We start from the raw sequence: 11,578 nt of genomic DNA, 5'->3' as shown, positions 1-11,578 counted from the left end.
GTCTTAAACTGTTCGTTTTTATACCTGTAAGCTATTGAAAATTATATAGTATGCAGCGTTTTTATGAGTTTTGTGAAAACATGGCTTTTTTTATTTTTTCTAAAAGGCATAAATGCAGTGAATGACGTGTACAAAAAAGGACACCCGAAGGTGCCCTGTAGGAAAGGTTGGGATGCTTTCCGTTTAACTCATTGCCTGTTCGCGTTATACGTCAAACTGGTTCATGGTGTTATCATCACCAGACGCTTTAAGTGCACCTTCACCAGAGAAGTACTCTTTGTGCGTGTCACCTAAATCAGAACCTGCCATCGCTTGGTGTTTAACACACGCTAAGCCTTGGCGAATTTCCTGACGCTGAACACCGCGTACATAAGCAAGCATGCCTTCTTCACCGAAGTAACCTTTTGCAAGGTTGTCAGTAGACAGGGCTGCAGTGTGATAGGTAGGTAGCGTGATGAGGTGGTGGAAGATACCTGCTTCACGTGCTGCATCAGCCTGGAAACTCTTAATCTTCTCATCTGCCACTGCCGCAAGCTCGCTGTCATCATAGTCAGCGGACATAAGTTTGGCACGGTCGTAACTAGAAACGTCTTTACCTTCTTCTGACCAAGTATCAAATACTTGCTGACGGAAATTAAGCGTCCAGTTAAACGAAGGAGAGTTGTTATATACTAGCTTGGCGTTTGGTACTTGCTCGCGAATAGCGTTAACCATTTCAGCGATTTGACCAACGTGAGGCTTTTCTGTCTCAATCCAAAGCAGGTCAGCACCGTGCTTAAGTGACGTTACACAGTCTAGTACTACGCGGTCAAAGCCGGTGTTGTCTTTAAAGCGGAACAAACCGTTTGGTAAGCGCTCTGGCTTAACCAGCTTGCCACCTTGCTTCAATACCAAGTCACCCTCAGCTAGGTCGCCTGCACCCGCAACATCTGTGGTTTTAAGGAATGCGTTATATTGTGCTGCTAAGTCGCCTTCTGATGTAGATACAGGGATCTTTTGAGTAAGACCAGCACCTAATGAATCAGTACGGGCAACAATTACACCTTCATCAACACCCAGTTCAAGGAATGCGTAGCGTACAGCGTTGATCTTCGCTAGGAAGTCTTCGTGTGGCACGGTTACTTTACCGTCTTGGTGACCACATTGTTTTGCATCTGATACTTGGTTTTCGATTTGGATACAGCATGCACCCGCTTCAATCATTTGCTTTGCAAGTAGGTAAGTAGCTTCTTCGTTACCAAAGCCTGCATCGATATCCGCGATAATTGGAACTACGTGAGTTTCGTAGTTGTCGATTTCTGCTTGAATAGCAGCCACATCCCCGCCATTTTTCTGAGCGTCGTCTAGTTTGTGGAAAAGGTCGCCCAATTCACGCGCATCTGCTTGGCGAAGAAAAGTGTAAAGCTCTTCAATAAGTGCAGAAACTGATGTTTTCTCGTGCATAGATTGGTCAGGAAGAGGACCAAATTCAGAGCGTAATGCTGCTACCATCCAGCCTGAAAGGTAAAGGTAACTTTTATTTGTTGTGCCTTGATGCTTTTTAACTGAAAGCATTTTTTGTTGGCCTACGAAGCCATGCCAACAGCCTAGAGACTGAGTGTACTGAGACGAATCTGCGTCGTATTCAGCCATGTCTTTGCGCATGATGCTTGCTGTGTAGCGAGCAATGTCTAAACCCGTTTTAAAACGGTTTTGAACCTTCATACGAGCAGCGAATTCAGGGTTGATACCTTCCCAAGCTCCGTTTTGTGCTGCCTTTAATGTGGCGAAGTTATCAATGTCTTGTTGATATTGCGACATGAGCGTCTCTCCCGACTATAATTAAAATACTTAACGTTGTTTATGTTTACGCTGTAGGGCGTTCCCGTTGATTCCATTTCATCCTAGTGCCGGAATGAGAATAATAGAAATATATATTTTGCATTACGGTCATTTATTTTGTGAATGCATCGTGTCGCTGAGCTAGAATGCATTTGTTTAAAACGTTGATAATTTATGGCGGCAGGTACTTAGATATTCACCCGTGAAAGGGCATAGAGGTAGGATACTCAAATTTGAGTGAGTGAGGCATGTTTAGCATTGTTCGTCTATATTTAAACTACTATTTACAAAGCTAAACCTTAGCGTGGTCTGGTGTGATTGAAAGAGCCGCGGAGTTAGACAGCCGATATTAGTAGCAATAAATTCGCAAGATTTGTTTTCATTGCGAAGATGCTTTTTATTAATAACGCACTACTTACGTCAGTTTTTTCGCTGTCTATTAGCTAAAAGGGTAATAGCTTTGTGGGGATGAGCAAGGTAACTTTAGTCTTATATTATCACAGTGGGACTATTTGTTTTTTTAGATATCAAATCGCCTTTAAATTGTTGATTCTAGAATGAAAAAAGTGGGTGTTATGAGTAACAGTGTATTGTCGTCGGTTGATCAGAGAACCAAGCTTGTTGGAGAAAACAGGCTAGAGCTTTTGATGTTTCAGCTGGGAACCCGCCACATTTTTGCCATGAACGTTTTTAAAATCAAAGAGGTTATAAACGTTCCTAAGCTTAACGTTATGCCCGGCTCCCACAATAATCTTAAAGGTGTGATGAACTACCGCGGCAGCTCCATTCCGATTATAGACTTGCGTCAGGCGATAAAAATGCGTGGTGCTGCCACAGAAGAAACAGCGAAAAACGTTATTATCACTGAATACAATAGAAGTGTGCAGGGTTTTATTATTGGCGAAGTTAGAAGCATAGTAAATACTTCCTGGGGGACCATACAGCCGCCCCCAAGCGGAATTGGTAAATCTAACTATTTAACCGCCATAACTCAGGTGAATGTTGAGGGTAAACAAGAGCTGGTTGAGATAATTGATGTCGAAAAAGTGCTCGCGGAAATCATCGACTACGATACATCCATCTCTGAGGAAGTGTTAGACAAGGGTATTGTTAATCACTTTTTGGGTAAGAAAGTGTTGATAGTTGATGATTCCAGCACGGCAAGAAAACAAATAAAAGACACCTTAGAGCAGTTAGGTATCAGCATTATTGAGCGAAAGAACGGTGCAGAGGCTTTAGCACTACTTAAACAGTGGGCTGATGAAGGGAAAAACCCTACCGATGAAATCTTGCTTATGTTCACCGATGCAGAGATGCCGGAAATGGACGGTTATCGGCTTACCTCGGAGGTACGTAACGACCCGCGTATGAGCGATCTGTTCATAGCGTTAAACACCTCATTGAGTGGGAGCTTTAACGATGCCATGGTAGAAAAAGTGGGGTGTAATAGATTTATCTCGAAATTCCAGCCTGATATGCTTGTAGACGTGGCGCAGCAGCGCATGCGTGAATACCTCGCTTCTCAAACCAAATAGACTTTTCCTTCTTAAAAATATCCAAACTTAAAGAGGTACTCATACGGTCACCTCATAGCTAGCTTATTTTACCCAAAAGCTTTGAGCATCTTGCTTGCCTGATTTACACTATTACTTCTTATCGCTTTGCTAATACCTTTATGATCACCAAAGAATCATTCGCGATAGTATCGATTTTGCAGTATCTGCGGCTAATAAGGCCAGCAGGTATCTTTACTTACTCAGGGAAGTTTAAATGATTAAACAATTTGTTCGCACCTCACTACTAAGTTGTGCGTCTATTGCTGTACTTGCGGGCTGTGGTATCACTGAATCTAAGACCGAAACAGCAAGCGTAAATGGTAGCCAGATTAAAGGTGTGCCGAAAAATATCATTATGGTTGTTGCCGACGGTATGGGTCCAGCCTACACCACCGCCTATCGCAATTATGTAGATGACCCGTCAACCCCGAAAATAGAGTCGGTCGTGTTTGACGACATTTTAGTGGGTAACGCGTCGACTTACCCCGCTCGCGTATCTGGTTATGTTACCGATTCAGCTGCTGCTGCAACTGCGCTTGCTACTGGCGTTAAATCATACAACGGTGCAATAGGTGTGGATGTTAATAAACAGCCGGTAAACTCAGTAATGTACCATGCCAAGAGCAAAGGTATGCGTACTGGTTTGGCCGTTACATCTCAAATTGTTCATGCCACACCAGCTTCATACATTGCACATAATGAAAGCCGCAAGAACTACAACGAAATTGCTGAGGATTTCTTTGACGTGCGCGCAAACGGCGAGTTTGTGGCAGACGTAATGCTAGGTGGAGGAACCTCTTACTTCGAGCGCGATGATAGAGATATTCTGGCGCAATTTATTGATGCTGGCTATGAATACGCCGATTCATATAATCGCTTAGCTTCAGTACCAGCAGGAAGCAATGTGCTTGGTCTGTTTGCTCCTGTAGCGTTGCCTGCGGTACTTGATGACAAGCGTAAAAACCGTCTTGAGTACTTAACTCAACATGCTATCAAGCACTTAGAAAACGACAATGGTTTCTTCCTTTTAGTTGAAGCAAGTCAAGTAGATTGGGCCGGTCACGCAAATGATATCGCCTCTGCGATGGCTGAAATGCACGACCTAGCGTTAACCATGGAATATCTGCGCGACTATGTAAAAGCAAACCCCGACACACTGGTTGTACTAACTGCCGACCATAGCACCGGCGGTTTAACAATTGGTGCAAACGGCGATTATCGCTGGAGCCCTGAACATTTAAAATCAATTTCAGCGTCGGTGATGACAATAGCGCTAGATATGGCTAATGAAGAAAACCCTGGTGAGTATGTGTCGCAGAAGCTTGGGCTATCGTTAAGTGAAGAAGAGCTAGCTACGCTCAATAGTGTATCGAATCAAGATGATAAAACGCGCTTTATGGCGTTGAAAACCTTCTTAGATTCAAAAACAAATACAGGTTGGACTACAGGCGGTCATACTGGTGTAGATGTTGAAGTGTTTGCTTTTGGTGCTGGCTATCAGTCGTTTCTGGGGCAAATTGACAATACCGATATTGCTAAAACCATTTTCAGTTTTATTGATAAAAAACAGCCAACAGAAATCGATAATGATGCAAATGAAGTATCAAGAAAGGTGACGACCAATATTGAGCTTACGTCAGACGAAGATGACGACGGCTTATGTGACTTCAAAGAAGACTGGCGCTGTAACTAAACGTCGGGTAGATGGGCAGGCTAAGGCTTGTGTAGCAAAGCGGTTTTTTGAAGCAACACTTAGCCTATAGAGCTTAACTAAAATGGAAGCGCCGGCGTTTTTTAACAGGCGCTTTTCTTTTATTTACAAAAAAGATACTAGCAAAAAAGAGGTCAAACGAGAGAATGGAAAGCGAAATGCTATCGTTACTGCAGGATATTTATGACGAAGTCGAGCCTATGCTTGGCATGGGCAAAGTCGCAGACTATATCCCCGCGTTAGCCACGGTGAATCCTCGTCAGTTTGGCATTTCCATTTGTGATATCAACGGGCACATCACGTCTATTGGTGACGCTAGCGTGCCCTTTTCTATACAAAGTATCTCAAAAGTTTTTAACTTGGTTTTGTCTATCAACCATTATGGTGAAACCATGTGGGAGCGGGTAGGGTGTGAGCCATCTGGGCTGCCGTTTAACTCCTTAGTGCAGTTAGAATACGAACACGGTATTCCGCGTAACCCTTTTATTAACGCAGGCGCACTGGTGGTAAGTGATATGGTGCAATCGCGCTTTGCATCACCTTTTATTGCCATGAGAGATTTTGTAAGGCGCTTAAGCTGCAATGGTGAAATCGTAGTTAATAAAGAAGTCGCTGATTCGGAATTTGAACACCGTTCTCGTAATGCAGCGATGGCATACTTGATGAAAGCCTACGGCAATTTTGAAAACGACGTGGAAGATGTGCTTCGCAATTACTTTCACAACTGTGCATTAGAAATGAGCTGTGAAGACTTAGCACGGTCTACAAGCTTTTTAGCTAATGCAGGTTTTTCAACCTGCGCAAATGAGCAGGTATTAACACCCTACCAAACTAAGCAGGTTAATGCCTTGCTTGCGACTAGCGGCATGTATGACGAAGCAGGCAGCTTTGCTTTTAAAGTAGGCCTTCCGGGTAAAAGTGGGGTAGGCGGCGGTATTGTTGCCGTAGTACCTGGTCGATTCACTATTTGCGTGTTTTCTCCTGCTCTTAATAGTGTAGGGAATTCTCAGCTAGGTGTTGCAGCATTAACCTCGCTAAGTGAGCGCATTAACTGGTCTATTTATTAGGGCTTTTTGATCTTTGCTGTACATTAAAGGTCAGCAGGCCGTTAGTACCCAGTTAATTCCATAAAGCCGCTCCCCGAGTGGGAGCCGTCTATCTCAACTCGTCCCTCATAGTAGGGAAATAAACTTTCATTCCACTGTTTTTCTTTAAACGCGCTAACGGAAACATCGATATTTTTTGTCGGTAATTGAATGCGCCAAGACGTGGGAACGGAACGGGCTGCGCTTCCGTGTTCGCCTCCTTGTTTGCTTCCTTTTTGAATTAACTCATAGCCTGTTGGCGTAATAGTTACGTAGGCTTGTTCGATGGTCTCTTTCATTCCATTTTGAGATGTATAGCTGGCCGTGGTGAATATTTCAGAGTTCTGAGTTTCGCTCTTTTCTTGGCTTTCATTATTAGCGTGCATCCGAAACGCCATGAGTTTGCTTCCATCGTTTAAATGTAGTGAAAACCAATCCCAGCCCAGTGCCTCGCTGTTGGCCAAATGGCTTGTCCATTCGTGATCAAACCAGCCTTTACCTTTAACCTGCACGTTATTGCCTTCTATGTTTATTGTGCCCTGGGCGTTAATAAAGGGCTGGCTGTAATAGTAAGAGCGAAGCCGTTCGTCTTGCGTTTTTTTGCTATAGCCATTATCGCCTTGCTTTATAAAAGGGCCCGAAGAGTCTAAGTTAAGCGCAACCTTAACGGCTTTATTCATTGGTGTTACTTCATTGTTCAACTGCGTATCTGCAGGTGAAGCTCTATTGACAGCACCGTTTTGAGTTACACCATTTCTAGGTAACGCGCCTTCAGTGGACTTAAAGGTTACATTAGATGGCTGGTTTGTATCGCGAGTATGTCGTTGACCAAAAGCAAAGGTCAACGTGGAAGGAAACATGGCTCTACTATCTTCCGTGGATTTTGATTCTGGCTCAGTCTGTGCAGCCTTCCATACCCAATCATCTATAACCGTAGTAAAGGGGGTTGGTTTTACGTAAGCGTTGCCTACGCCGCCATTCGCAAATCGCTCTTCAAAATAGTGATGATTTAAAGTGTGCAGTGAGGCGTGCCCCATCCATTGTTGTCCGTTAGCCCAATTTCGCACGACTGGCTCATCAGTACTTTTACCGGAGGCTGTATCAGTATTGAATCGAAAAAGCGTATACTGCAATCCGAATTCCTGACCGTCTTCGCCACTTAATACAAAGGTTAGGTACCACCACTCTAATTGAAAGTCCGGATGGCTTTTATGGTCTTCAGGAAGCTCAACATACGTGCTTCTTTCTACTGTAGTAAATGTATCGCTCGATTGCATCTCGCCAAAGAAACCACGTGGTGTAGAAGCTTTTGACAATTCTCTGCTTTTATTTACCTCTTCTATATTCGAGTTATCATTACAAGCAGACAGGAATGAACAAATAAGTATAAACAACAAACAGCTTAATTTTCTTAAGTGCCTATGGGGTTGGAGACTATTGCATGTACCTATGTTCGTCATAGCTGCACTTCCTGTCTTAAATCAATTTTAGGTTTGAGTTTTCCTAGAGGTAGCAAAAGCACCAGTGAAACGATAAGTAGAGATACCCCCACACTAGACAGAATGACGTTTACTTCAATTGAAAGAGGGTACACCCAGTTAAATGCGTAACGATTGACTAAATTTATAAAGACGTAAGCTAAGTAAATGCCAAAGGGAATGGCGAGCAATGCTGAAACAAAGCAAAGTAATAGATATTGCATAAACAGCGAAAGTTTAACTTTAAACTGGCTCACCCCCAGTGCTCTTAGCACAGACAATTGCGCTGAACTGCCTATAGTCAAAACGGTAAGAGACACGGCAAAGGCAATACCTGCAACAAGCAAGGTTGTAATATTCAGGCCGTCGGTCAACACAAAGGTGTGATCGAACGTGTCCATAGAGATATTTAAGAGCGCCTGCCTGCTATACAGGGTTATGTCGGCTTCATCTCCAAGGTGAGGTTTTAGCTGTTGTTCGAGGGTTTCTTTTGTGAAGGTAACTTCGCTACTCGCCGTGCGCCCTTGGTAGCCGTCTGGCTTGGGGTATATGGCCAATACGCCGGAAAATAGGTTGTTTCTAACTGCAACGCTTTGTTTGTTGAATAAAGGGAGTGGCGCTAATATCTGCCCATTTAGGTTGCCATAGTCGGGGTATATACCAAGTACTTTCCATTCAGGCCGTGTTGAGAAAATACTCGTATTTGAAGAGCTGCTTGACGAGTTGCTGGCGTTCGCTCCTGCGGTATTATCGGTTGCTGAATTTGTTGGATAGGTAGCGCTAGAGCTAGAGCTAGAGCTAGAGCTACTCCCACTTATCCCTTTACGAAACCTTATATTAGCTACATTAAGCATGTCGCCTAATTCAGCCTTAAGCGCGAAGGCTAATTGCTGATTAATAAATACCCCTTTCCCTTCCGTAAACGCCCGCCAAGCGGTACTTAGATTGTTATTTATTACACTGTCGAGGACCAGTCCCTCTTTACCTTTTTGGTGAACAGGATAGCTGCTAATAGAAATGTAAGTAGGTTTTGGGGTTACTTCCTCTGTCTCTTCTATGCCGTTTAAACTCAAAACTTCGCCATCAGCTTTAAGCAAAGGTGTTACAGCCAATGGAGATAATGAGTTGGTTGTTAGCGACTCCACATTACTCAGCGGCACGTCTGTGTATAGGTAGAAAGGCGCGTACAGCCTTTGTTCTAACCATTGTTCCGTTGCGCTTCTGAAGCTGTCGGTCATGGTATTCATGCCGATATTTGCCGTTAGCGCGATAAAGAATGCGCACACAGCAAGGCGTGTTTTACTAGACAGTAGATGCATATTAGCAATCACGTAATGAAATACAGGCCATTGCCTTGGTACAAATGTAGTTAGTAGTTTAGCTATAATAGGCAACCACAAAAGTACAAGTACGCAGCTGGTAAGTAGTAACAATGCAACAAAGGTTAGTGCAGACGCCGTAGAGGTAACAAAGGCTTCAGCAATAAATAGCAGGACCACGGCGGCTAATGATACAAAGCCAACAACCCGTGCAAGCATCGCCTTTTCTTTTCTAACAGGGTGAACGGTTAGCGCATTTGAAAGCTTAGCTATGGAAGCTAAAGAAAAAACGACTAACGATGTAAAGGTCGTAACTAGCGCAAAACCGAAAACAAAAAGCAGGTTTACGTCAGGATTAATAAATACGGCGTTAAACAAAGATGTGAAGGTACCGCTTATTACCGGCGATAATGTCGATGCAGCTTGAAAACCAATAAACATGCCTATTGGAATACTAATTACGCAGTAAATCAGCAGCTCAACAAAGAGTGCCCCACCTAATACACGTTTTGATATGCCCAGTTGTCGTAACCGAATTACGTTAGGTAAACGTGTGCGATACATCAAGTTTAGCGCGTTCAGCACTATAAAGAGTGAAACTACGCCCATAAGCGCGCTCATTGCCCACAGGTTTAATCTAAAGCTGTCTGGCAAGGAGCCGGTATCATTGCCCCTGTCGCTGATTGATTGTTTAACGGGGAATCCAAGTAACCTTTCTATTTTTCCAAGGCTCTGCTCTGAAAGCGGTGAAAGAGAGACTAAGCCGGTAAGCGGCACAAAACTTTTTTGCTGTTTTACAATGTCGTTAGGGTCGGATATTTTATCATCTTCATTGTTAGTAAGGCTGATCCCACCTCTGTAAAAGTCGTCGATAGAGCTCACGATTGTATCTTGCTGTACTAGACTACTCACATAAGTATTAAGCGTTGCCGGCCAGTAGGGTGATGATGTCGACTCTTTATCGCTTTCATTTAGCGTATCGTGACAAGTTAGTTTTGCATTTGTAACAGGGTGAATTAAGCCATTTGCGTAAAAAGTGTCTGGAGAATTGGCACGTAATACCCGAGCATTAGAGGCCGTTTTACTTCCTTTGTTACCATTTCCTAATGAAAGAGAGGTGAGAGAAAAGAATTTATCTTCTGCTCGAAATGCACTACCTAAGAGCGGCTGTGTATCAACACCAAGCAAATTGAGTGTAATTGGTGTTTCTTCATTATCACTGCAGAAAAGAGTAATACTGCGCTCAGATATAGCAATAAGTTGGATAAAGCCATGTCTGCGGAGGGTGGCATAATCTTCCTTTGTAAAGCGCTCACGTTTGAAGTACTCATGTGAAACTTGCTCTTGTGCAGAGTGCTCATGTGAAGAGTGTTTATGTTTAACACTGCCTTGCGTGCCTTTATCTTGTTCAATCTGAGTTTTGCTTTCGACAGGGGTGATGATACTCCCTGTAAAAATACCTTGCTTTGACTGCAATAATTCGCCCTGAGTTGCGCCCTCGTTTATCAGCAAAACAGTAACAAGCCCGGCATTGGCCAAAACTATTGCGACCATAATGAGTAATGGTTCCCACGGTCTATGTCTCGCCATCGCGAGAAAACTAGAAAGGCTTAGCAGTGAAGTACGCAGCAAAGCGTTTTCTCTTTCTCGAGGGGTGTGTTTTTAAAAATACCCATATCGTTAAACATCACCGCCATTAAGCTCGTCTGCCGATATCTGTTGTGAAGCAGGAGCATTAGTCATACTTTCGGGCTTCGCATCTTCCAATACGCCTTTATGAAGACGCAAAACAGAATCCGCTTTTATCGCAACGTCTTGACTATGAGTAACCACAACAAGGGATGTATTGGCTTGCTTGCAGGTTTGAAAAAGTAAGTCAGATACGGTTTCGCTGGTGGTCTCGTCTAAATTGCCGGTGGGTTCGTCGGCTAAAATAAGCGAGGGTCGATGCACGAGCGCTCGGGCTATGGCACAGCGCTGCTGTTCGCCACCTGATAACTGGCTTAGCGGCTTTTGCGCTAAGGGTAGTATTCCAAGTTCATCCATTAACGCTAATTGATAGTCTTTATCCACGTTACCCTTTAGCCTTGCGGTAAAGGCAATGTTGTCCCATACGTTAAAACAGTCGAACAAGTTAAAGCTTTGAAACACAATACCTAAATGTTGCTTGCGAAAATTATCGATATCCCTCGCTTTAGACGTGTTATCGAGCTTGCTATAGCCAGCAATCGACAACCCGTTTACCGCAATGTCTCCGCCGTCGGGAGTCTCAAACCCAGCAATAAGCGACAGCAAGGTAGACTTGCCGCAGCCAGATGCCCCCTGAATACTCACCGATTCACCTGTCTTTACGGTAAGGCTGAGGTTGTTTATGAGCTCAACCCCTGTCTTTGAAAAGGATTTCTTTAAGTCTTTTATTGTCAGCATAGCTCAGGATTAAAGGTTCAGGATTAAAGGTTCAGGATTAAAGGCTCAGCGTTATAGCGTAAAAATATGGGCCTAATTGTGGCGTCAATAATCATAGGGCAAAGAGTAGGTCGAATTTCAGGCTCTCGCAGCTAAAATATACTAAATGCCCATACACGCTAATAAAATTAATTGTTTTTCT

At 43.6% G+C, this 11,578-nt stretch carries 7 protein-coding genes; 3 read left to right on the top strand and 4 right to left on the bottom strand.

The window, feature by feature from the left end:
* Window positions 1-204 precede the first annotated feature (204 nt).
* Window positions 205-1,800 carry an isocitrate lyase gene (locus KL866_RS17800; protein WP_025255950.1) on the bottom strand — a complete coding sequence of 532 codons (1,596 nt, stop codon included), beginning with the start codon at window positions 1,798-1,800 and terminating at the stop codon, window positions 205-207.
* Window positions 1,801-2,396: 596 nt separating this feature from the next.
* Here KL866_RS17800 and KL866_RS17795 point away from each other — a divergent pair.
* The 3 genes from KL866_RS17795 (at window position 2,397) to glsB (ending at window position 6,155) form a co-directional block, all read left to right on the top strand.
* Window positions 2,397-3,356, top strand: coding sequence for a chemotaxis protein CheV (locus KL866_RS17795; protein WP_214996272.1), 960 nt, complete (start codon window positions 2,397-2,399; stop codon window positions 3,354-3,356).
* 235 nt (window positions 3,357-3,591) lie between these two features.
* Entirely contained in the window at window positions 3,592-5,070 is a 1,479-nt protein-coding gene (locus tag KL866_RS17790) for an alkaline phosphatase (protein WP_214996269.1), read from the top strand.
* 176 nt (window positions 5,071-5,246) lie between these two features.
* On the top strand, window positions 5,247-6,155 hold the full coding sequence (gene glsB / locus KL866_RS17785) for a glutaminase B (RefSeq protein ID WP_025255947.1): 909 nt from the start codon (window positions 5,247-5,249) through the stop codon (window positions 6,153-6,155).
* A 41-nt stretch (window positions 6,156-6,196) separates the two neighbouring features.
* On the opposite strand, the gene KL866_RS17780 is transcribed toward glsB, so the two are convergent.
* The 3 genes from KL866_RS17780 to KL866_RS17770 all read right to left on the bottom strand — a co-directional run bounded on the left by KL866_RS17780 (window position 6,197) and on the right by KL866_RS17770 (window position 11,397).
* Window positions 6,197-7,489 (bottom strand): lipocalin-like domain-containing protein, encoded by a 1,293-nt coding sequence (locus KL866_RS17780; protein ID WP_251140145.1) that lies wholly within the window; start codon window positions 7,487-7,489, stop codon window positions 6,197-6,199.
* 140 nt (window positions 7,490-7,629) lie between these two features.
* Window positions 7,630-10,602, bottom strand: a complete 2,973-nt coding sequence (locus KL866_RS17775; protein WP_214996267.1) for an ABC transporter permease — start codon at window positions 10,600-10,602, stop codon at window positions 7,630-7,632.
* A 48-nt stretch (window positions 10,603-10,650) separates the two neighbouring features.
* On the bottom strand, window positions 10,651-11,397 hold the full coding sequence (locus KL866_RS17770) for an ABC transporter ATP-binding protein (protein ID WP_025255944.1): 747 nt from the start codon (window positions 11,395-11,397) through the stop codon (window positions 10,651-10,653).
* Window positions 11,398-11,578 lie beyond the last annotated feature (181 nt).

The sequence above is a fragment of the Alteromonas sp. ALT199 genome (assembly GCF_018619335.1).
GTDB lineage: Bacteria > Pseudomonadota > Gammaproteobacteria > Enterobacterales > Alteromonadaceae > Alteromonas.
This window is presented reverse-complemented; position numbering and strand designations above follow the sequence as displayed.

Coding starts and splice junctions, on each gene's coding strand:
- KL866_RS17770 (WP_025255944.1), bottom strand. CDS start 11,397: ATGCTGACAATAAAAGACTTAAAGAAATCCTTTTCAAAGACAGGGGTT.
- KL866_RS17795 (WP_214996272.1), top strand. CDS start 2,397: ATGAGTAACAGTGTATTGTCGTCGGTTGATCAGAGAACCAAGCTTGTT.
- KL866_RS17800 (WP_025255950.1), bottom strand. CDS start 1,800: ATGTCGCAATATCAACAAGACATTGATAACTTCGCCACATTAAAGGCA.
- KL866_RS17790 (WP_214996269.1), top strand. CDS start 3,592: ATGATTAAACAATTTGTTCGCACCTCACTACTAAGTTGTGCGTCTATT.
- glsB (WP_025255947.1), top strand. CDS start 5,247: ATGCTATCGTTACTGCAGGATATTTATGACGAAGTCGAGCCTATGCTT.